Here is a 22,915-nt window from a genome sequence, read left to right as displayed (position 1 = left end):
GCTTATTTGCCCGGGGCTGCGACAGAAACTATTTTACTTGAATTGTGACCTTCTCAATCACGGCCTTCTTCAACGGCTTGCTCATCTCTCCGCCCATCTGCGGGTTGGCCGTCACGGGGATTGCTGCAATCTGCCCAATCACAGACATCCCGCTCACGACTTTGCCGAGTTCCGTGTAGTTCGGGGCCAACTTCTGCGTGTCGTTGACGGTGCAGATGAAGAACTGGCTCCCTCCGGAATGCGGTTGCCCGGTATTCGCCATTGCGACCACGCCCGCTGTGTAAGGAACGGACGGCGGCAGTTCGTCCGGAATCGTGTATCCCGGCCCCCCCGTACCGTTATTGTTTGGGTCGCCAGTCTGAATCATGAAGTTCTGGATGATGCGGAAGAAGGTGTCGCCATTGTAGAAGCCTTGATTGGCGAGGAACACGAAGTTGTTCACCGTAATTGGCGACTTTTTGGCGAACAGGTCCATCGTGAAGGTTCCGTAGTTCGTCTGTACGACCGCCGTGTACTGCTTGTTCGGGTTAATCGTCATCTTCGGCATGGCGGTCCAGCGCTGTGCCTGCCCAGTCTTGCCGTTGGAGACACCGCCGGTCGTGTTCGCAGTGGTTGTGCTGTTGTTCGCTGTGCTGTTTCCGGCAGTGCTTGCGGTGTTTCCGGTGCCAGCAGTCTGATTTCCGCTTGTCGCTGTGCTATTTACAGCAGCTTTCCCGCCGCTGGTGTTGCCTGTAGAGTTGGCAACGCCGCACCCTACCGTGAGGAATGTCACGGCAGCGAGAGACGCCGCCCACAACCCGACCTTGCGCATCCAAGTCCCTCCAATTCGAAAATGGTTGCTCTTATGATAGCATGTCCGGCCTTTGTCGCGGAAATGGTCGCAAGGCAGGCATCGGTCATCCTGATTTCGGCGCACTAGCTGCCTGCGTACACCCTCGATGGCCCGCGAGGCACGTGACTGGAGCTCACTGCTTATGCGCGTACGCCTGTAGCGCACTGAGCACCGGGGCGTTCTCAAGGCCAGCCCGCCAGACGGCGACTCCACGGATCCCGTACATCGTGGCCAACGCAAGCTTTGCATTGGTGCTCTGCTTGTTCTCGTAGTAGACGGTGTGCGTGACACCAGCCGAGTCCGTCCAGGTATACCAGGGCGCCTCATCACGCGCGTCCCACTTCGGCTTGATGTGGTGCGTAGCAATAAAGCTGTCGACGTTCGGCAGGCTGACGGCGACACCGCCTTGGTTCCCCCAGTCGTAGCCGTAGACATCAACGCCAAGCAGCACCCGGTTTGCCGGGACTTGCGACACCGCGTAGGCCAGCACCTGCTGCACCCACGGCAACGGAGCGATGGGGCCTGGTTTGCCGCCTGCGTAGGAGTAATCGTAAGCCATCACGATGATTCCGTTCGCCACCCGACCAAGCATCGCCTCGTCGTAGGCGCCGTTCCAGCTCTCGTTGCTGTAGCCCGTGTCGGGCGGTACGACCACCCACAGTTCCTTCCCGGCCGCATGCAGCTGCTGCGCCAAGGTCGCGACAAAGCGGGTGTAGGCGTTGCGGCTTCCTGGCGGGATTGACTCGATATCAAGCACAGCGCCCGTGTCGCCCTGCCGGTTGACGAGATTCACGACGGCGCTCTGCAGGCTTTTGCTCTTGCTTGGCGAGTTCAGAATCGCCGCCATTAACTGGCCATTGAAGCCGCTCGCGCCGATGTTCGCGACGGTCGCGTAGACAGGCTCGCCCGACCCGAGCGCTTGGCTGTTGGTCCCTGCTGGCGCCGAACCGGTGATGGTGCCAGCGCCCGTAATCTCCCAGGCGTCGGCGGCCATCGCGTTAAATGCGCTCTTGTGCTGCATGACATCCTGGTACGCACTGAGGTTGCCTGAGTAGAACGGCACGAAGGCCATCGTCATCGGTGTCTGCGCAGTCGTCACGGCATTACCTGCTGCGGTGGTTCCTTTTGACCCCACAGCCACAGTCCACTGCCATGTCGCCATACTGCCTGTCCAACCGAGTTGCTGCAAAGCAGCCGTTACGCTGTTCACCGGGACGTAGTCTGCGCCCTGCCAGACAAACTGCGGTCCGGCGATCGCCTGACCCGCGCCAAACTGAATCGGCGTAACGGCCGCGAGGTTTTGGATCCCGCCCGCTACGGCCTTGCTTGGCGCCTTGGTCTGGGCTATCTGGAGGGCTTGTCCGGTCCACGCACTGTGCAGACCGGCGCCTTCAAGCGCCGCTGCCACTGCGGAAGCTGGCACGTAGGCTGTTTCGTCGTGCTGCAAGCCAAGCACATGGGCGACCGCTTTGTCGTTCACCGTGATCTGCTGCAGACGGACTGTACCGCCCACAGTTTTGTAAGTGTAGTGCTGATTCGTGCGTAGCTGCAGCGTCAGTTTGTTCGCTGCGAACTGCGTGCTGGCAGTTTTAGTGGACAGCAGCGTCGCCACTTCCGTCGCGCGCACGTACGGTGTGCCGTGATACCCGCGCGTGTTCAATCCCTTGAGCGGGGTAGTCGACAAGCCGAGGCGTTCGAACAGAACTTGCATGTCTGGTTCAGACAACCACACGTTCGAGCGAATGCTGATGCCGTCCGCCGACATCACAGGAGTCCCGTCGATCGTGACGGTGCGCGGCCCGGGGGCGTGGGCGATCCACAGCACGTCCACAAGCGCCCCAACGACGACAGCAGCGACTACGACACCAACAGTCGCTTGAATGAGTGAACGGCGGCGCCGAGATGCTGAGCTCGGTACTCGCGACCGGGATCGAAACAACATAAACGTCCCTCCAAAACTACAACCCCGAGACGGGGCGGATAAAGTCAGTTGGTCAAGCACCTTACAGCACGAACGGTCGAGGTGGCAAGGAACTCCTGCGGTGACCTGGAACTCGTGTGGCCTAGGCGCGACAATTGTGCACAACCCGCCGCAGCGCCCCGACTGCCCGTGTGGCCTAGGACCCGCCGGCGTCGATCACACGCGTGGTCCGGGACCCGCGTGGCCTGGGACCCGTGTGGCCTGGGACTGCTCAGCGCAATCTGATGAGCCGTAGCCGCGCCAGTGTCGCCCACCGCCGTTCAACGCGCCGACGAAACTTCGGCAGCATGGAGTACGTACGCAGGCATTCGTACAGCGCGTCGCGCGCCCCACGCACATCGCCAAACTTCGACAGCAAGAGGGCAAGGCGGTACTGCGATTCGCACGACGAGACGTTGTACTGTTCAAAGGTGCGAAGGTACGAGAGTGCGCGATTAGGCGCCGAGTCAGACAACAGTGTCGCCATCTGCAGATACGGTTCTCCCCGGCGCAGCGATGGGTTCGCCTCAAGTGCCTTGCGCACCCTCGCTTCCCCGTCCTCCGCGCGCCCGGTGGCAAGTTCACAGAGGCCCCAGTCCACCTGTACGTCTGCCGCTTCCTGCTGTGAGGCAGGAAGCGATTTTATCAGGTCCAGCGCGTCCCCGTACCGTCCTCGCTCCTGATAAGTTCGCGCCAAGTCGTATCTTGCGGGTGCATCGTGTGGGTTCGCGGCAATCGCGCGGCGCAACTGTGAGATTCTCATCTGCCGTCGAAACGGCCTCGTGAGACTCGGTGTGAGCCCGATAAACCGACGATCGACGAAGTAGTAGACAATCCCCAGCACGATGATCGCCAGAATCGGGTTGTGAAAGATGAGGTTGAGGATGACGAAGAAGATCAGATAGCTTCCCATGCTCACGCTCCTCGCAACCCATTTGGCTTCATTCTACCGGATTGGTTACAAAGCGGCTAGCACCGGTGTGGACCAGAAGGCGATTGGCGGGCCGAACACTGCTAATTGGAAAAGCGGTGGCCTCAGCCACCGCCACCGATTTAAGTTTTGTAAGACCGTCACGGCCACCACCGCAGCCCTGCAACCGCGACCGCCCTGCAACCGCGGCAGCGCGGCCGCCCCGCCCCGCCCCGCCCCGCGCCAGCGTGCCCGGAGAAACTTACAGCTGCTCAGTGACTGTTTTCGGCTGGACGAAGTTCAACAGATAGTCGCGCGAGCCAGCTTTTGCGTCCGTGCCGGACATGTTGAAGCCGCCGAACGGCTGCACACCGACGAGCGAGCCCGTGCACTTGCGGTTGAAGTACAGGTTGCCGCAGTTCATGTTCCAGCGCGCGTACTCGAGGCGGTCACGGTGAGCGCTGAAGACGGCTCCCGTGAGGCCGTACTCCGTATCGTTGAACACCGCGATGCCTTCTTCGAAGTCTTTGACCTTCGTGACGGACAGAACCGGCCCGAAGATTTCCTCCTGCATAATACGCGAGCGCGGGTCCGCGTCCACAAACACTGTCGGCTCGACGAAGTAGCCGACCGAGTCGTCCGTCTCACCGCCAAGGGCGAGTCTAGCTTCTTGTTTGCCGATCCCGATGTACTTCGTGATCTTCGCGAAAGCCTTTTCATCGATGACCGGGCCGAGGTTGTGGTTCTCGTCGGCCGGACCGACCGTGAGACGGGAAGCGCCTGCGACGACCTTCGCGACCACTTCGTCGTACACCGCTTCGTGGATGATAGCGCGTGAGCCAGCAGAACACTTCTGCCCCTGGAACCCGAATGCCGACGCGACAATGGCGGCGGCTGCTGCGTCGAGGTCGGCTGTCTCGTCGACGACGATTCCGTCCTTGCCACCCATTTCAGCGACGACCCGCTTTATCCAGCGCTGACGAGCCTGCGTCTGGTGCGCCACCTCGTCGATATGCACGCCAACCGCTTTACTGCCCGTGAACGAGATGAAGCGCACGTCGCGATGCGTGGTCATGTAGTCGCCGATGTCCTCCGGCGGGCCCGGCACGAAGTTCAACACGCCGTCCGGAAGCTTCAGTTCTTTCATGATCTCGACGAATTTCGCCGCCATCACCGACGACAGCGGCGAGGGCTTGACCAGCACCGTGTTGCCCGTGACAATCGCGGCCACGGTCGTGCCGGTGAGAATGGCGAGCGGGAAGTTCCACGGCGGAATGATGACGCCGACCCCGAGCGGCAGGTACATCATCCGGTTGTCTTCGCCCGGCCACGGAAAGAGTTCTTGGCCTTTGTCGAGTTCGAGCGCAGAGCGCGCGTAAAACTCGAGGAAGTCGATTGCCTCGTTGACGTCTCCGTCCGCCTCCGCCCAGTTCTTGCCGGACTCGTAAATCTGCCACGCCATAAGCTCAGCTTTGCGCTTGCGCATGACCTCGGCGGCTTTCACCAGGTACATCGCGCGTTCGCGAAACGAGGTCAGCCGCCACGTGTCAAACGCACGTTCAGCCGCCGTGATGGCCTCGTCAATGACAGCCTTGTCCGCCTGGCTGACGAAGCCTACGACTTCGCTGTGCTTCGACGGGTTCTGCGATGCGAGGGTGTTGTTTGTGGTGATGTCGCGGCCGCCCACATAGAGCGGATACGTCTTGCCAAATTGCGCCTTCACGGACGCAAGCGCGGCTTCGAGGTCTGCCTTTCTGCTTTGCTCGGTCCAATCAATGGTGGGTTCATTGCGATACGGCATGAGTGTCATACGCATAGCCTCCCTTGCGCTATGAGGCGCGCATGCGCCTCTTCCACCCCGAGTCTAACGCAACGAATGGGTGAATGCGAATCGGTGTCAACGGCAGAAAACACCACTCTTCGAAGTGTGGTAACAGGACATATGTAGGCGTGGGAGACTCTGCGAGTTACTTTCGTCGGCGGCGAATGTGGAGGAGAACGTAGGCGATGAGGCCGAGCGCGAGCACAATCAAAAGCGGGATTAGATAGCGCTGGATGACCGCGTGATAGCGCGTCCACTCAATCCCGATGTAGCGGCCGATGATGATGAAAAACGCGGCCCACAAAAACGCGCTGACCGCGTTGTAGGCAGTGAAGATGGCAAACGGCAACTTGTTGATGCCAGCCAAATACGGGATGACTACGCGCACCCCTGCAACAAACTTACCGAACAGCACGACAAAGCCTTCGTAGCGGGCGAACAACTCGTTCGCCTTGTCGAGGCGCTCATGGGTAATCCCGACATAGCGCCCAAAACGCACAATCACCGGACGACCGAGCAGACGACCAATGAAGTAGGCCACAGTCGAGCCAATGATGTTGCCAATGGCGGCAGACAATAGCAACGGCAACAGGTGGAACACACCGCGCGTCCACTCGATCCCGGAAATCGTGAGCGTCGTCTCAGCCGGAAACGGAATGCCGATGTTCTCCATCACCAAGATAAGGAATACTCCGAAGTAACCGTACTGTTGGATAAAAGCCTGAATGTGGATGTGCACGATGCCCCTCCCTCACAGAACGCTCTCAACTCTATTCATGCCTCGAATAGGCCGAACTATACCTTGATGATGCCATACACAGTCACCACTTCAAAGGCACAGTTGAGCTAACAGGGGGACTACGCTTGAACCACATCCACTGGCCAATCAGCGTTCAAGCGGGTGACTGGCGCGTCGCGACTTGCGGATCGTCCACAACCAAGCCGTTACAGCGCCCACTCCTGCGAACCACAAGAGCAGGAAGAGCAGCAAGCCTACGTACGGAATGTTGGTGAAAGCGAGCGCCAAAATGGAGCCAACGAGCGAACGCAACCACGGTGGTCTGTCAATCGGCGTATGACTGAGCGCCAGTTTCCCGAGCCACTGGCTCAAGATGGCGAAGCCAACGACACCGGTCACCACGTACAGAAGCAGCAGCAAGCCCGCGATCGGCACTCCGACCACAGTGACCGTAAGCACGGCTACAACCGCCAGCAGTCCGAGCGTCGTGAACACGCCCACGAGACCGACGCGCCGAACAGACCGTTCAACTTGGGCTAATGCGCGGTGCAGTTGTTTACGCAGAGCAAAGGTGATGAGCAGGGACAGCACGACGAGTGCCACATCGACAGCCAGCATACCGGCCCAGGCGAGCAGCGCAAGCGTACCGCCAAACAGCGCTCCGCCCCAGAAGGGAGAGTGCACGGAGATACTGTAGAGCGCGTGCACCCGTGCGCCGTGGTCACGCTGAACACTACCGCCAAGGTCAATCACGGTGCCGACATTGGCCGATGGTTGCAGGTGCAAATCACCGCTGACGACAACCAGAATCTCCTTGACGCGCCCACCGACCGTCGCGTTGTGACCAATCACGACGACATCCTCGAACGTCTCATCGGAAGCGATTGACGTCGCTCGTTCGCTGACGACAGTATGCACGCGAGGAACCGGCTTCGTCGCCGCGAACGCTGAAACGCCTGGCCACAGCCAGGCGAGAAACAGCGCCAGCAGGGCTACAAAGGTCGCCTTCTGCACCAAACTTGCCGTAAACGCAGAAGTGGAAAGCTTAGTTTTCATGTTGTGGCCTCACCCAGTGTGCTTCGCAAGACGCGCCACGCTCCAACAATGCTGACGGCGCAGATAAACAGACCGACACCCACCACCCACACGGCCGACCCGCTGCCAAACGTCGACAAGACGTGAAAACCGCCGCGCAGCACCGCCACCAGCAAGCGGCCAAGCGCCCGCAGGGCCATGCCAAATGGTGACAAGGCAAACGATACAAGGCCGGCCAACCCAATCAAAAGGATGGCCGCGTAGAGTTCAGACACGCGCCGCGCCTGCCCTAGTTCGTGCCACTGTGCAGCAGTCTGCCGCAGTACTCGATCAACAGTATCAGCAGGGGCGAAGACACTGGCAAACCCTGTCTTCGTCCACGCCGACACCGACTGCATGCTGGCAAGCACCGCCTGACAGTCTGCACAACTAGCGACATGCGCTTCGATGCGTGACATCTCAGCTTTTGACAACTCCCCGTCGTAGTAGACGGATAGGGTCGGCGACTGGCTCACCTCGCAACCGCCGTGGAAGTTCGTGTGTTCAGTCATCTCGAGCTCCCCCTTTGTTACCTTTCGTGCTACGCCCTGCATTCTCGCTCGCGCCGTCGCTTTCAAGCTGCGACCGCAACTGTGCGCGCGCATTGAACAGTCTTGACCGCACTGTACCAAGCGGGATATGCAGGATGTCCGCAATGGCCGCATAGTCAAATCCCTGGACCTCTCGCAGCACCAGGACGGTTCGGTGTTCCGGGCTCAGGCGTCCTAGCGCTTGCTGCAGGTCGAGGCGAAGGTCAACTTGTGGCCCGGGATCGACAAATGTGTGCCTGTCGATCTCGTCGTCATAACTCGTTCTGGCATGTGCCCGCGACCGGACGAGGTCTAGCGCCGTTCGTGTCGCAATTCGCGCCAGCCAGGACGGGAACGTCCGTTCATCGCGTAAGTTTGGGAGTGCCCGGTGGACCTTGATGAACGTCTCCTGCAAAGCGTCGTCCGCATCGGAAGCGTTGTTAAGAACACCGAGCACTGTCTTATAAGCGAAGTTCTGATAGCTGCGAATCAGATTGGTAAACGCTTGCGCGTCCCCCTGCTTGGCGTCGCGGATGAGCTTTAAGTCATCGGGCTCCAAGCCACCACCTCCGCAGGGCGCCACCACGACTTTCATGATACAGACGCGGCGGGTCGGGTTTTGGTTCAAGCAGGTCAGCGCTGCTCCGCGAGAGCGCTGGGAAGTAAAATGCAACGGTTGACAAATGTCAAACCGACGAAGTCGAGACCGTGAAAACGCGCGTGGTAGACAACGGCGTAAATGGAAATACTGTACCCATGAAACCGTTTCTTGTCCAGTTATTTCGCACCGTCGTCCGACACAACCTTGGGGGACTCGCCGCAATTGTCTCCTACTTTGCATTTTCTTCAATGATCCCGGTCTTACTCCTGCTTGTCTACGCCGCTTCGCGCCTCGTTCCGGCTACAGACGTCGAGCGGGCAGTGACCGACCTGCTGCACGCTTACGTGCCCGCACTCCCGCAAGAAATGTCGCTCGTGAGTGCGACCGTACACCGGTTGGATAAGGTGGGTCCGGAGATCAGCATCATCGGCATTGCAGCCAGCGCGTGGAACACGATTGGCGGATTCGTGTCTCTGCAGTGGATTCTCGACACAATCTGGGGCATCAAGAAGCGCCGGTCTTTCCTGCGCCAGTACTTGGTCGGCTTCATTATGCTGACCGTACTTGCCGCCCTGACTGTGGTCAGCGCCCTCGCAGCGGAAGCTGTGCGGCTGTTGGCGACGCAGCCTAGTGCTTTGCTTCTGCGCTCCATCGGCTTGACGAGCGGTGAACTGCGCGCACTCTTGCCGTTCATACACGGCGTGGCAGTCGCCGGATTCCCCGTGCTCCTGTTCGGCACCTGTTTCGTCATTTACACACTCTTGCCCACGCATGTCCCACCGCTGCTCGCTCGCCTCATTGGGGCCGCAGTGGCAACCGCCGGGATCTTTGTCAGTCGCAGCCTGTTCCTCATTTATACGCATCACCTCCGCAACTACGAGGCGATGTATGGGGCGCTGTCGTTCATTATGCTACTGACCTTCTGGATTTACATCGTCAGCTTTCTGCTCCTGCTTGGGGCAGCCGTGGTCGTTGCTTTCGAGACCGCGGGTACACCACCGCGCGCACGAAATACGCAAGTGCGATGGCAACCAACATCACCACAGCCGCGTAAAAACCGAACCGCTGGTCGTGCTGGCGGAGGGCGTAACCAGACATAAACAAAATGAACAACATCGTCAGCACACTCGACCACGGTTGCCCGAACGCCAACGACGAGATGGCCCAATGCCCTTCCCTGTCGCGCCGACGCCACGCGAGAAACGTCCAGAGAATGATGAACCAACTGAGAAACGTCAGAAAACTCGATGCACTGATCATAAAATTGTAAACGTTGGCGGGCAATACATGGGCAACGAACATGACCACCGCGATCACGCAGGTTGTCACGGCAAGCGCCCCCGCCGGCGTCCGTTTCCGGATTGACCAGAGCACGAAACCTGGCGCGTCTCCGTCGCGTCCAAGTCCCTCAAGGATTAGGTTCGCCGAGAACACCGCCCCCGCCATGACGCTAAACGACGCCACCAGGATGATTCCGTTTAACACCTGCGCCAACACTGGCAGAGTCGTCAAGTGTAGCGCCGCCACAAACGGACTGACGGATGTGCTCATAACCTGCCACGGCAGCACCCACAGCAGGAGTCCTACCGAGAGCAAGTACAGCACTGCCAGAATCAGCACCGTCAACCACGCAGCCTTGTTGACGTCTGACGGCCGGCGCATCTCGGTCGTGGCTGTCGCGAACACACCAATGCCCGCGTACGAGAAGATGACAATGAGCATCGACTGAAACACGCCGTCCCAGCCATGTGGGAACAAGCCGTGGAACGAGTATGTGCCACTTGCTGTGCCGCCTGCTGTGCCGCCTGCTGTGCCACTTGCTGTGCCGCCTGCTGTGCCACTTGCTGTGCCGCCTGCTGTGCCGCCTGCTGTGCCGCCTGCTGTGCCACTTGCTGTGCCATGCGTCGCTGTGGTAGCAGCTAGGCCGGAAGCGATGTGCGGACCGAAGTGTGGGCTGTGTGCGCCAAATACACTAGGCAGCGCGATCACTTCATAGCCGAGAAACACGACGAAGCCAACGAGCGCCCCAATCTTCACCACGCTCATCAGCGACTCCACACGCCCGAAGTTGCGGACTCCAAACGCGTTAATGGCGATGACCACCAAAGCGTACGCAGCCGCCATCATCCACGCGGGGATGGCGGGGAGCCATAGCCGGGTAAAGATGGACATCGCCACGGCTTCGCTCGCAACGGTGATGATACTCGAAATGTAGTAAGCCCACCCCTGCAGAAATCCTGCAAACTCACCGATGTAGCGCGTTGCGGCGCCGACAAACGAAATCCGCCCTTTGTCGCGCAAGGCGATGGACGCGAGTGCCCCGGTCACCTGCGCGGTGACGAGGGCGCCGATGACGAAAGAGATGAGTACAGACGGTCCGGCAGTGTGAATGGGCAACCCAGCGCCTAGGAAGAAGCCGGCGCCGATAATGCCGCCGACCCCGACCAACACGAGCCCAGCCACTCCGAGCGAGCCTTGCCCAGTGTTATGACTTTTGGCACCACCCATGTGTCCAACCGCGCCATCAAAACGACTGTTGGGAATGCCCCCGCTGTCGCTGCGCACACCAACTGGGCCGATACTTCCACGTCCGCTGCGATTCGTTGCATCTGGCATAGCCGTTCACCTCCCGCCTTGACAAGTGATGCCCAAAGTGTCCGGAACAGACGGGTGATTTATACCGAGACTGGTGTTCAATCAAGTTTTGCGTGGGCAAGTTTTGCGTGGGCAAGTTTTGCGCGGGCAGGTTTTGCGCGGGCAGGTTTGGGCGGGCAGGTTTGGGCGGGCATTGAAGTCGCAGTTTCTGCGGACTTGCCCGGACCGTCAACGTGCAGAGCAATGGCTGGGGCGATGGCTGGGGCGATGCGCACTATGTGTTGCGATGTCGGATAGATCGGGTTTGCCTTGGCCTACTTGCAGCCATACTGAATACAAGAACTCGTGAATAGAGTGATAGAGAACGTGGACGAGGAGGTACTTCGGATGTGGAAGCGGCTGTTTGGCGTCCTACTATCACTGCACCTGCTGATGCTAGCGGCTGCAGCAACTTGGTATGTTCGCCTCCCCCGCGCGAACAGCGTCGCTTCGAGTTTGCCAGCCCTCGCTCCCGTCACCAGCGCATCCTCCGGCATTGATGTGCAAGTCGGTCAGCAAGCCGTCAACGCCTTTCTCGCACAGGCGCTGAAGAATCAGCCGGAAGTCGGCCGCATCCTCGCCAACGCCGACGTCACCATGGGCAACCACGTCTGGAATGCAGACATCGGGATCCGCGTGGGTACTCAAGTGGTTCCCTTCAACGTCACCTTTGTTCCGACCGTCTCAAACGGCAACCTAGACCTGCACATCGCGAATGCTGCCATGGGCCCTACCACAGTCACATCTACGCTCATCAACATCGTGCAGATTCTGCCGTTGCCTCACTATGTGCAGTTTGATCCCGGTACCGACTCCCTACAGATCGACTTATCATCTCTACCCACACACTCGGTGCAGTTGCACGCTGTCAACTACTCGAGCCGCCAGCATGCCCTCACCGTGTTGGTCAACCTAGCAACCAGCGGCTGATTCTCCGCGTGGATTTGGATTAAGATTTGGATTAAGATTGGGATGAAGATTCGGGTTCGGATTCGGTTGGAACTTGTGAGCACCTCAAGGCGTTTAAGCTGGATTAGAGATGAGCCGTCAGTCAACGTTTGGCCGAGGAACCTAGAAATCTGCCAAACTGGATTTTATGGATACCTGGATTCTGGCATGAGATTGCGGGGATTGCGCAAGCTTGGAGAGGACGTCGACCGATTGACACAAAGCGACGAATCGTTACAATAAAAATGTTACTAACATATTACAAGCAACAGGCAAAAGGACGGTGGAGAATGTTGTTGAAACTGGTAGCTCTCATCGGGAGCTTGCGTAAAGACTCCTACAACCTTCATTTGGTGCAGACAATGGAGGAGCGGTACAAGGACAAATTCTCCATCGAATATGCGGACATTCGCAGCCTGCCGCACTACGATCAAGACGAAGAAGAGTCAGCGCCGTCTTCCGTGGCAGAGTTAGCCGCACAGGTTAGAGAAGCGGACGGCGTCATCATCGTCACCCCGGAGTATAACTGGTCGTTTTCAGCCGTGGTGAAAAACGCGCTGGACTGGCTGTCGCGTAATGATCGGCCAATGACGGGCAAGCCTACCTTGGCTGCTGGCGTCTCCCCCTTCATGATGGGCACGCTTCGCGCGCAACAGCATCTGCGCGATGTGCTGATGAGCCCCGGGATAGCGGCAAAAACACTGCCGGCGGGCGGGAACGAGATCCTCATTACGTTCGCCAAAGACAAATTCACGGGCGACCGCCTGACGGATGAGTCCACCCTAACTTTCCTCGACACGGTCGTCGACAAGTTCGTGGCGATGGCAAATGAGACGAAGGTCGCGCAAAGAGCTTGATGACTGATTGGATGACATTGGATGGCCCCGCCTGGTGCGGGGCCGAACCTTTTTATGGCAAGGGATGCCTGGGACTCGGGCGGCGGATTAGAGATTGACAACCACGTGTCCGACCACCGAGCCACCGTTAAGTGTCAATTTGACACCTACAGGACAGGCACCCTACCGCTAAGTGTCAATTTGACACCTACTGGACAGGCGCACCCCCGCTAAGTGTCAATTTGACACCTACAGGACCGCTGCACCACCGCTAAGTGTCAATTTGACACCTACAGGACAGGCACCCCACCGCTAAGTGTCAATTTGACACCTACAGGGTCGGCAGCCCACCGCTAAGTGTCAATTTGACACCTACAGGACCGCTGCACCACCGCTAAGTGTCAATTTGACACCTACTGGACAGGCGCACCCCCGCTAAGTGTCAATTTGACACCTACTGGACAGGCGCACCACCGCTAAGTGTCATTTTGACACCTACAGGACAGGCACCCTACCGCTAAGTGTCAATTTGACACCTACTGGACAGGCAGCCCACCGCTAAGTGTCAATTTGACACCTACAGGACAGGCGCACCCCCGCTAAGTGTCAATTTGACACCTACTGGACAGGCGCACCACCGCTAAGTGTCAATTTGACACCTACAGGACCGCTGCACCACCGCTAAGTGTCAATTTGACACCTACAGGACCGCTGCACCACCGCTAAGTGTCAGTTTGACACCTACAGGACAGGCACCCACCGCTAAGTGTCAATTTGACACCTACAGGACCGCCGCACCACCGCTAAGTGTCAATTTGACACCTACAGGACAGGCACCCTACCGCTAAGTGTCAATTTGACACCTACTGGACAGGCAGCCCACCGCTAAGTGTCAATTTGACACCTACAGGAACGACACGCCACCGCTAAGTGTCAATTTGACACCTACAGGAACGACACGCCACCGCTAGGTGTCAATTTGACACCTACAGGACCGCTGCACCACCGCTAAGTGTCAATTTGACACCTACAGGACCGCTGCACCACCGCTAAGTGTCAATTTGACACCTACAGGACAGGCGCACCCCCGCTAAGTGTCAATTTGACACCTACAGGACCGCTGCACCCAACCCACCGACGAATTCAGAAGTTCAGATGTATCAATTGCTGGTGAATCTGGAATTTGTGAACGCGTTGACGCTCTACAGCCGGTTGTAGCCATCCCCACTCGATCAGCGCATGCAGATGTCGAATGGCAGTGGACCGTGAAATGTGCAGATGCTTCATCACATCATCGATTCCGAACGACTGGCGGAGTTGGTAAGCGTACTGGACGATGTCGCGATCAACCGGCTTAAGCTTCTGCAATTTCTCACCCCACTCTCCCGGCGGATGTCCAGTCAAACGGCCGATCAGATGCTCCACTGTTTGTTGACACAAACGTGGGCGCTCCGTCACAGCTTTATAAGAGAATCTGAGCATACGCCACTCATCAATCACGAGGTGATTCCCGCGATGGCACTGGATTGTGAACTGGTCAGTCGTGATGTCCTTCCAGTGCGGGCCGAAACCTTCGATTTCGATTGCAATGCGAAAGTCCGGACGGATATATGCAAAATCGATATATCGGTGTCCATCAAAGTAGTCGTCCACCTCATATTCAGGGAACAGCAAGTTGAAGTTGCGGAACGCAGGCCACCACACCCTCTCGAGAAACGCCTTCTCAGCCGCCCCAACTCCATCTTTCACCCGCGCCCGAGTGCCAGGTACCCCTTGCCGTGAGTGCAAATCAATAAACGCTTCATAGGCTTGTTCGAAATCGGGAAGGCCACTTTCGGGAGCAACTGTTTGCACCATGCCTCATCCTCTCAGAAAGCACTCTGAGACGAGCGTATCTCCAGACCGGATTAACGTCCATGACGTCTAGGTGAAAAACCAATCCCCTTGGCGATCCCGTTGCATATCCGCACCTCCACTTAGGATTTTTCCACCCGCCGCACCCCGCACCCGCCAACCCCGGTCGCGCTACTTCCTTCAATGTCCACTTGGGTGGAAGGCGCAAAGACCCTATAATGAAGAAAAGGAAGATGAAAGTGCTTACGCGCAAAACCCGACGAGAGGGATGAAGCAAATGGCTACAAATACGCCGGACGCCAAGACGGCGGAGGCAGTGGCAGCGGCAGCAACGTCTGCCACGAATGATCCGCGTGGGACGACGCGGCGGCCAGGCATCGAGATCCACGCGCCACACGGGACAACACTCCGCTGCAAAGGCTGGGAGCAAGAAGCGGCCTTGCGGATGCTCATGAACAACCTCGACCCAGCTGTGGCCGAGAAGCCGGAAGAGTTGGTGGTGTACGGCGGGATCGGCAAGGCGGCACGCAACTGGGAAGCCTTTGACGCCATCGTGCGCAACCTCGAGAACCTCGAGTCCAACGAGACGCTGCTCATTCAGTCGGGCAAGCCGGTCGGTAAATTCGTCACGCATGAAGACGCGCCGCGCGTGCTCCTGTCGAACTCGATGCTCGTGCCGAAGTGGGCGAACTGGGAGCACTTCCGTGAGCTCGAGCAGAAGGGCCTCATCATGTACGGGCAGATGACAGCCGGGTCGTGGATCTACATTGGCTCGCAGGGAATTTTGCAAGGGACGTATGAGACGTTCGCGGAGGCGGCGCGCCAGAAAGGACTCCCGTCGCTCGCCGGGACGCTGACCGTGACCGCAGGACTTGGCGGCATGGGCGGTGCGCAGCCGCTTGCTGTCACGATGAACGACGGGGTGGTCATCGCGATCGAGATTGACCCGCACCGCATCGACCGCCGACTCGAGACCCGCTACTGCGACGTCAAGGCCGAGTCGCTCGACGAGGCGCTCAAACTCGCGGAGACGGCGGTCAACGACAGGCGGCCGCTGTCCGTCGCGCTCCTCGGCAACGCCGCTGAGATCTTGCCGGAGATTGTACGACGTGGACTCGTGCCGGATTTCGTGACTGATCAGACGTCTGCACACGACCCGCTCATCGGCTATGTCCCGACGGGGCTCTCGCTCGAAGCTGCGGCAGAACTGCGCGAGCGTGACCCGGCTGAGTACGTCCTGCGCTCGAAAGCGAGCATGGCGGTGCACGTGCAAGCGATGCTCGACTTGCAGCAGAAAGGCGCGACCGTGTTCGACTATGGCAACAACATCCGCCAAGTCGCCTACGACGAAGGCGTCACCAACGCATTCGACTTCCCAGGCTTCGTGCCCGCCTACATCCGCAACCTGTTCTGCGAAGGCAAAGGTCCGTTCCGCTGGGCCGCTCTGTCCGGCAATCCGGAAGACATCTACAAGACCGACGAGCTCGTGCTGAAGCTCTTCCCTGAAGATGAGCACTTGCGCAGGTGGAGCACGCTCGCCCGCGAGAAGGTCGCGTTCCAAGGCCTGCCCTCGCGCATCTGCTGGCTCGGCTACGGTGAGCGCGCCAAGTTCGGCCTTGCGATTAACGAGTTGGTGCGAACAGGCGAAATTTCGGCGCCAATCGTGATTGGCCGTGATCACCTTGATACTGGCTCGGTCGCCAGCCCGAACCGCGAGACAGAGTCGATGCAAGATGGCAGTGACGCGGTCGCGGACTGGCCAATCCTGAACGCGCTCGTGAACACGGCCGCAGGTGGCAGTTGGATTTCCGTGCACCACGGCGGCGGCGTCGGCATGGGCTACTCCATCCACGCCGGTATGGTCGTCGTCGCAGACGGCTCGGAGCGCGCAGAGCGCAAACTCCGCCGCGTGCTCACCAGCGACCCGGGCATGGGCATCATCCGTCACGCGGACGCGGGCTACGACCGCGCGATTGAAGTCGCCAAGGAGCGCGGCGTGCACATCCCGATGCGCGAGTAGAGTTTCCGATTGGAACGATAGCAGCGCCCGGCGCAGCAATGCGCCAGCGGCCGCTGATTCGATGCGCCCGGCTGGGACCGGGCGCTCCTATTTGATGACGTAATCCATGACGCAAAGGAGTGATGGCAGAGGTGGAACTCGACCTTTTAATCACGCACGCGAACATCGCCACGATGCAAGGGCCTGCTGGCCCGCGACGGGGTCACGAGATGCAAGACATCGGTCTGCTCGAGGACGCGGTCGTCGGCGTGCAAGCAGGCCACATCGCTTACGTCGGCAGCGCACGTGAGGCCGCTGCCGCCGGTGTGACGGCGCGCGAGACGGTCGATGCCGGCGGCCGGCTGCTGACACCGGGCCTCGTCGACCCGCACACGCACCTCGTCCATGCCGGGTCGCGCGAACACGAACTCGCGAAGAAGTTGGCCGGCGTGCCGTACCTGCAGATTTTAGCGGAAGGCGGCGGCATCCTCTCCACGGTCCGCTCGACCCGCGCAGCGTCGGAGGACGAACTCCTCGCCCAAGCGAAGCGGTCCGCCTTGCGGATGCTACTCTGCGGCACGACGACGGTGGAGGCGAAGAGTGGCTACGGGCTCGATCGCGACACCGAACTCCGGCAACTGCGCGTCGCGAAGCGACTCGGCAGCGAACTGCCGATGGACGTCGTGTCGACATTCCTCGGCCCACACGCGATTCCGCCGGAGTACAAAGCTGACCCGGACGCGTTTATCGACCTGATGATCACGCTTCTCCCTGAAGTAAAGTCAGAGCAACTCGCGGAGTTTGCGGACATCTTCTGCGAGACTGGCGTGTTCACGGTCGAGCAGAGCCGGCGGTTTTTGCAGGCGGCGAACCATCACGGCCTTGGCCTGAAAATCCACGCTGACGAGATTGAACCGCTCGGCGGCGCTGAACTTGCAGCAGAGCTGCACGCGGTGTCGGCCGACCACCTGCTGCAGGCGTCGAAGGACGGCCTACGCGCCTTGGCCGACGCAGGAACGGTGACGGTTCTGTTGCCGGGCACATCGTGGAATCTACGCACATCGGAGCACGCCGACGCCCGCTTCCTCATCGACGAAGTCGCGGCGCCGGTGGCGCTTGCGACCGACTACAACCCGGGGTCGTGCCCAACGGAGTCGCTGCAGCTCATCATGGCGCTCGCCGCGAACCAGCTGCGTATGACACCAGAAGAGATTTTGACCGCAGCCACGCGAAACGCGGCATACGCGGTCGGTCGCGGCGACGTCGTCGGCTCAATCGAAGTCGGCAAACAGGCGGACTTCTGCCTGTTCGAAGCGACCAATCCGGCGTATTTGGTGTATCACTTCGGCATCAACCACATCCACTCGGTCTGGAAGCGCGGCCAGCTCGTGGTCCAGCGCGGCCAACTAGTAGAACCGTTGGCGGCCGAGGCGTACCGATAGAGTTTGTGCGGCGGCGCGTGTGACCTCGGCGGCGGCTCTGCGTGCAGCCAGGGCCGCCCGCGTCTTGGTGAGCGAAGCGACTTGGAGGTGGCAGCATGAGTGACAACGCCATACAAAGGCAAGACATCACGAGCGTCGAGAAGCCTGGGGGACGGTTTCGCGATCGGCTGGACAATAAAGTCGCCGACTGGATTCGGCCGTATCAATCTGACGAGCCGTTTGACGTGGCGCTGCTTGGGGCGCCGCTGAGCAAGACGTCGATTAGCCACTCGGCCGCGTTTCGGCTGCCGGACAGCGTGCGCGCGCAGTTTCAGACGTTCACGCCGTTTTCGGTGCACCACGCGCTTGACCTGTCGGAGCAGCTGCGGTTCGTCGATATCGGCAACGCGCGCATGCACCTGACCAATTTGGCGGCATGCCAACAGTCGATCGAAGACGCAGCCACGTCGTACTGGCAGGCGCACGACAAACCGCTCGTGGTGCTCGGCGGCGATCACAGCATTACCGGCGCATCGGTGCTCGGTCTGGTTGCGGGACGGCACGCGGCAGGGCGGTCGGGGAAAATCGGGATCGTCCACTTCGACGCCCACCACGACGTCCGCAACCTCGAGGACGGCGGGCGGCACAACGGGACGCCGTTTCGGACCATCCTCGAGTCGGGCGCGGTCGACGGTCGGAACATCGTGCAACTTGGGCTGAAGGACTTCGCCAACTCGAAGCCGTACTTCGAGTACGTACGCGACAAAGGCGTGACGGTCTACTCCGCGCGCGAGGTGCACCGGCGCGGCCTGGTGCCGCTCGTCGAGCAGGCGTTTGCGATGGCGAGCGATGGCACGGACGGCGTCTACGTGAGCTTCGACATCGACGGGCTCGACCAGAGTTTCGTGCCAGGCGTGCCTGCGCCAAGCACAGGCGGCCTCAACGTGTGGGACGCGATTGAGGCGGTTGAGTGGCTCGGGCAGCAACCGAATGTGCTGGCGATGGACACTGTCTGTGTCGATCCCGAACGCGACTTCCGCGACCTCACCGTCCGCGTCGTGACGACGCTGGTGCTGAGTTTCATCACCGGCGTCGCGCTGAGGTAGGTGCTGAGATGGGGCTGGGTTCACGCGGGACCGGGAGTTGATGCGTGGCTCGCGTGGGTGTGGTTCGCGCGGGTGGCTCGCGTGGGTGCTTGGCGCGAATGAGTGCTTAGCGCGAGTCGGCGCTATGCGCGGGAAATGAGCTCCTGCACCGCGCCTTTGCAGTTCTCCTACAGTTGATGAAAATCGCCTCCAGGCGATTTTCTCCTGTCAATGTCGGTCTTTCGGGCGGGTCGAAGTGGTTTGGCCAGGTTGCCGCGTAGCTGCAGCGGCAAAAAGCTCCTTAAGCCGAGCCGTCCCGTTGTACACCACCGACACACCCCAGAACATTCGGAAGGCCGAGGGCACAAAACAGCCCCCGGCCTATCCTATCGATAAAATATTCTCCCAAGCGATAGCTCTGAAGCGTTCAAACACGCTCAGACGTGCAAACATTCTCAGACGTTCACACGCTTCCAGACGTCGACCCGCCTAGCCAGCGAGCCCGATAGCCAGACGACCCGCTAGCCAGACGACCCGCTAGCCAGACGACCCGCTAGCCAGCCCGACAGCGCCAGCCAGCGCCAGGTCCCCGCCCCTTACGCCTTCGGCGCGTAGCGGGCGGTCAGCATCTTGCGGCGCGTGTAGAACTCGACGCCGTCGCGGCCGTTGGCGTGCAGATCACCGTAGAATGAACTCTTCCAGCCCGAGAACGGGAAGAACGCCATCGGCGCCGGGACGCCGACGTTGACACCGAGCATCCCGGCATCAATCGTCTGACGGAACTGGCGGATGGCTGACGCGCTGTCCGTGAACAGGCAGGCCCCGTTGGCGAACTCCGACTTGTTCGTGGTCTCAATCGCCTCCGTCAGACTCTCCACACGCACCACAGACAGCACCGGGGCGAAAATTTCATCGCGCCAGATTTTCATGCCGGGGCGAACGTGATCGAACACCGTCGGGCCGATAAAGTAGCCGCTGCCCGCCGCCGCGAGGTCGTCCGAGCGGCCGTCGCGGACCAGCGTCGCGCCTTCCTGCTCGCCTGCCTCGATATAGCCAATCGTGCGCTGGCGGTGCTCGGCACGAATCACCGGGCCAAGGAAGACGTCTTCGTCGAGGCCGTTGCCCATGCGAATGTCGTCTGCTGCAGTGACCAGGCGGTCGACCAGTGCGTCGGCTGCGTCACCGACTGCAACCACGACAGAGCAGGCCATACAGCGCTCGCCCGCGGAGCCAAACGCGGCGCCGATGATCTCCTTCACGGCGGCGTCCATGTCAGCGTCCGGCATGACAATGGTGTGGTTCTTCGCCCCCGCCAGTGCCTGCACGCGCTTGCCGTTTGCCGCCGCAGTCGTGTAGACGTGCTTTGCGACCGGCTGCGACCCGACGAACGAGACCGCTGTGACGTCCGGGTGCTCCAGAATGCCGTTTACAACCTCATGCGCGCCGTGCACAATGTTCAGCACGCCGTCCGGCAGCCCTGCTTCCGAGAACAACTCCGCCAAACGGATCGCGCAAAGCGGCGTCCGCTCCGACGGTTTCAACACAAACGTGTTGCCGCACGCAATCGCGAGCGGGAACATCCACGCAGGCACCATCATCGGGAAGTTGAACGGTGTGATGCCGCCAACGACCCCCACCGGGTAACGATACATGCCGGACTCCATGTCCGTCGCGATGTCTGGCAACTGCGTGCCCATCATCAGCGTCGGCGCGCCGGCAGCGAACTCGACGCACTCGATGCCGCGCTGTACCTCACCGTACGCCTCTTTGAAGCTTTTGCCGTTCTCCAGCGTGATTAGCCGAGCTAGTTCATCCCAGTGCTCGACGAGCAACTGTTGGTAGCGGAACAGAATACGCGCGCGCTTTGGCACAGCAGTCTGGCTCCAAGCGGGGAATGCGGCTTTGGCCGCTGCCACGGCGCTGTCGAGGTCAGTTCGATTGGAGATAGGCACGTACGCCAGCACTTCATCCGTGGCCGGATTGGGCACCGGAAGGCGCTCCTCACTCTCTGCGTCAACCCACTGGCCACCGATGTAGTTCTGCAACACCTTTACGTCCGTGGATGTCGTCATTCGTTCGTCTCCTCTCGGTGAAAATTATCTCCGTGTGGTCGATCGCGTTCACATCGACTCACGCTCACATTGACTCGCGCGCCGGTCGGTTGTCGCGCCAGTCCGCCATTATCAGTTGCCTCCTGCTGCGACTTGCGCGTCGGCCGTCGCCGACTCAATCGCCGCGACAACGGTGTCGACAATCAGGCTAAGCTCTTCATCCGTGACCACGAGCGGCGGGCACAGTGTCAACACGTTGCCCTGTCCGCGCACCGTGTCGCCGTTTTTGCTGATGATGATGCCCATCTGTTTACACTTTGCGATCACGCTCGCCAGCAGTGCCCCGTCCGCCGGCTCGCGGGTCGCTTTGTCATTGACTAGCTCAATGCCGGCGAGGAACCCGAAGGTACGCACGTCGCCGACGTTTGGATGCGCGGTCAGTGGCAGCAGTTTCGCCTGCAGCTGTGCACCGAGTTCTGCGGCGCGGTCGACCAGGTTGCGCTCTTCCATGACTTCCAGCGTCCGCACCGCGACGGCGCAAGAAACGGCGTTGCCGCCGAAGGTGTTGACGTGGCGGAAGTGCGCGTACGCATCGTCTGAGCGGAAGGCGTCAAACAGCTCGGCGCGCACGGCGGTGGCGGAGAGTGGCAAGTAACCGCTTGTAATGCCTTTTGCCATCGAGACGATGTCCGGCACCACGTCGAAGTGCTGGAAGCCAAACGGTTTGCCGGACCGGCCGAAGCCGCAGATGACTTCATCGACAATCATCAGGACGCCGTATTTGTCGCAGATTTCGCGCACCCGGTTCAGGTAGCCGTCTGGTGGCACAATCATGCCGCCGCCGGTGATGACGGGTTCGAGAATGACAGCCGCGACCGTCTCCGGAGTCTCCCAGTTGATCACTTGGTCGTAGATTTCCGCGCACTCCATCCCGCAGCCGTCAGGCTTTTTCCCGAACGGGCAGTGGTAGCAGTCCGGGGGTGGTACGTGGACAAAACCCGGTGCGAGTGGCTCGTACTTGTACTTGCGTTCGAACTGCCCGGTCGCAGCGAGCGCACCCATCGAGTTGCCGTGGTAGGCGCGGTAGCGGGAGATGACCTTCCACCGCTGCGGCTGCCCGTTTTGCGCGTGGAACTGCCGCGCGATTTTGAACGCAACCTCGTTCGCGTCGGAACCGCTGTTCGAGTAAAAGATGCGGTATTTGCCGCCAAGCCATTCGTTCAGCTTCTCGCTGAGCGCAATGGCGGGCTTGTTCGTGTGGCTCATCGGGTAGTACGGCATCTCGGTCATCTGCGCAAAGGCGGCATCGGCCAGTTCACGTTCGGAGTAACCAAGGTTCATGCACCACAGGCCTGACATCGCGTCAAGATAGCGGTTGCCGTCCTCGTCGACGATGTAGGGTCCCTCGCCACGGCTGACGACCATCGGGTTTTGGCTCGCGGAATACGGTGACATCGCGTGCCAGACAGTTTCGCGATCACGTTGGCGCCACGATTCACTGCCAGTTGTCTGAGTCGGTTCGCTGATAGACATAGTCTTCGTCTCCTATCACAAAGAGTGGGATGTGGTCGCCATCACCTGGCAAGTACAGAGAATTCCGGAAAGTCAGGCTGTGGCCC

Annotated in this window: 17 protein-coding genes and 1 pseudogene; 6 read left to right on the top strand and 12 right to left on the bottom strand. The window is 60.0% G+C overall.

Annotation, left to right across the window (positions count from 1 at the left end; all coding sequences use genetic code 11):
- Positions 1-28: 28 nt before the first annotated feature.
- From JC200_RS13525 to JC200_RS13490, 8 genes are all read right to left on the bottom strand, one after another.
- On the bottom strand, positions 29-811 hold the full coding sequence (locus JC200_RS13525) for a peptidylprolyl isomerase (protein WP_274432224.1): 783 nt from the start codon (positions 809-811) through the stop codon (positions 29-31).
- Positions 812-965: 154 nt separating this feature from the next.
- Positions 966-2,774, bottom strand: coding sequence for a glycosyl hydrolase family 18 protein (locus JC200_RS13520; protein ID WP_274432223.1), 1,809 nt, complete (start codon positions 2,772-2,774; stop codon positions 966-968).
- Between the two features lie 250 nt (positions 2,775-3,024).
- Positions 3,025-3,705, bottom strand: coding sequence for a tetratricopeptide repeat protein (locus tag JC200_RS13515; protein ID WP_274432222.1), 681 nt, complete (start codon positions 3,703-3,705; stop codon positions 3,025-3,027).
- Positions 3,706-3,964: 259 nt separating this feature from the next.
- Positions 3,965-5,512 carry an L-glutamate gamma-semialdehyde dehydrogenase gene (pruA, locus tag JC200_RS13510; RefSeq protein WP_274432221.1) on the bottom strand — a complete coding sequence of 516 codons (1,548 nt, stop codon included), beginning with the start codon at positions 5,510-5,512 and terminating at the stop codon, positions 3,965-3,967.
- A gap of 157 nt (positions 5,513-5,669) precedes the next feature.
- On the bottom strand, positions 5,670-6,263 hold the full coding sequence (locus JC200_RS13505) for a DedA family protein (protein ID WP_274432220.1): 594 nt from the start codon (positions 6,261-6,263) through the stop codon (positions 5,670-5,672).
- Positions 6,264-6,410: 147 nt separating this feature from the next.
- The gene (locus JC200_RS13500) at positions 6,411-7,319 is read right to left on the bottom strand and encodes a hypothetical protein (protein WP_274432219.1); all 909 of its coding nucleotides are present in this window, start codon (positions 7,317-7,319) and stop codon (positions 6,411-6,413) included.
- Positions 7,316-7,849: an anti-sigma factor family protein gene (locus JC200_RS13495; RefSeq protein WP_274432218.1), complete on the bottom strand. Its 534-nt coding sequence runs from the start codon at positions 7,847-7,849 to the stop codon at positions 7,316-7,318. Before JC200_RS13495 ends, JC200_RS13500 begins: the two co-directional genes overlap by 4 nt.
- On the bottom strand, positions 7,842-8,426 hold the full coding sequence (locus JC200_RS13490; RefSeq protein ID WP_274432217.1) for an RNA polymerase sigma factor: 585 nt from the start codon (positions 8,424-8,426) through the stop codon (positions 7,842-7,844). Before JC200_RS13490 ends, JC200_RS13495 begins: the two co-directional genes overlap by 8 nt.
- A 197-nt stretch (positions 8,427-8,623) precedes the next feature.
- On the opposite strand from JC200_RS13490, the pseudogene JC200_RS13485 reads away from it, so the two are divergent.
- Positions 8,624-9,391, top strand: a pseudogene (locus tag JC200_RS13485) (YihY/virulence factor BrkB family protein); the annotation flags it as partial.
- 13 nt (positions 9,392-9,404) lie between these two features.
- Here the strand turns inward: JC200_RS13485 and JC200_RS13480 are convergent.
- Positions 9,405-11,084 (bottom strand): amino acid permease, encoded by a 1,680-nt coding sequence (locus JC200_RS13480; protein ID WP_274432216.1) that lies wholly within the window; start codon positions 11,082-11,084, stop codon positions 9,405-9,407.
- Between the two features lie 366 nt (positions 11,085-11,450).
- On the opposite strand from JC200_RS13480, the gene JC200_RS13475 reads away from it, so the two are divergent.
- Entirely contained in the window at positions 11,451-12,032 is a 582-nt protein-coding gene (locus tag JC200_RS13475; protein ID WP_274432215.1) for a DUF2140 family protein, read from the top strand.
- Positions 12,033-12,340: 308 nt separating this feature from the next.
- Entirely contained in the window at positions 12,341-12,907 is a 567-nt protein-coding gene (locus tag JC200_RS13470) for an NADPH-dependent FMN reductase (RefSeq protein WP_338000173.1), read from the top strand.
- Positions 12,908-14,029: 1,122 nt separating this feature from the next.
- Here JC200_RS13470 and JC200_RS13465 read toward each other — a convergent pair.
- Positions 14,030-14,743 (bottom strand): helix-turn-helix domain-containing protein, encoded by a 714-nt coding sequence (locus JC200_RS13465; RefSeq protein ID WP_274432214.1) that lies wholly within the window; start codon positions 14,741-14,743, stop codon positions 14,030-14,032.
- Positions 14,744-15,017: 274 nt separating this feature from the next.
- Between JC200_RS13465 and hutU the strand changes: the two genes are divergently transcribed.
- From hutU to JC200_RS13450, 3 genes are all read left to right on the top strand, one after another.
- Positions 15,018-16,760: a urocanate hydratase gene (hutU, locus tag JC200_RS13460; RefSeq protein ID WP_274432213.1), complete on the top strand. Its 1,743-nt coding sequence runs from the start codon at positions 15,018-15,020 to the stop codon at positions 16,758-16,760.
- Positions 16,761-16,882: 122 nt separating this feature from the next.
- A complete protein-coding gene (gene hutI / locus JC200_RS13455; protein ID WP_274432212.1) occupies positions 16,883-18,181 on the top strand; it encodes an imidazolonepropionase in 1,299 nt (432 codons plus the stop codon).
- 95 nt (positions 18,182-18,276) lie between these two features.
- Positions 18,277-19,266: an agmatinase family protein gene (locus tag JC200_RS13450; protein WP_274432211.1), complete on the top strand. Its 990-nt coding sequence runs from the start codon at positions 18,277-18,279 to the stop codon at positions 19,264-19,266.
- Between the two features lie 575 nt (positions 19,267-19,841).
- Here JC200_RS13450 and JC200_RS13445 read toward each other — a convergent pair.
- Together JC200_RS13445 and JC200_RS13440 are read right to left on the bottom strand one after the other, a co-directional pair.
- The gene (locus JC200_RS13445; RefSeq protein WP_274432210.1) at positions 19,842-21,317 is read right to left on the bottom strand and encodes a CoA-acylating methylmalonate-semialdehyde dehydrogenase; all 1,476 of its coding nucleotides are present in this window, start codon (positions 21,315-21,317) and stop codon (positions 19,842-19,844) included.
- A 111-nt stretch (positions 21,318-21,428) separates the two neighbouring features.
- Complete coding sequence (locus JC200_RS13440; protein WP_274432209.1) at positions 21,429-22,829, bottom strand: aspartate aminotransferase family protein; 1,401 nt, start codon at positions 22,827-22,829, stop codon at positions 21,429-21,431.
- Positions 22,830-22,915: the final 86 nt, after the last annotated feature.

Source organism: Alicyclobacillus sp. ALC3, from assembly GCF_028751195.1.
Classification (GTDB): Bacteria; Bacillota; Bacilli; order Alicyclobacillales; family Alicyclobacillaceae; genus Alicyclobacillus_L.
Note: the sequence above shows the minus strand (reverse complement) of the source record. Positions and strands in the feature narration are given on the sequence as shown.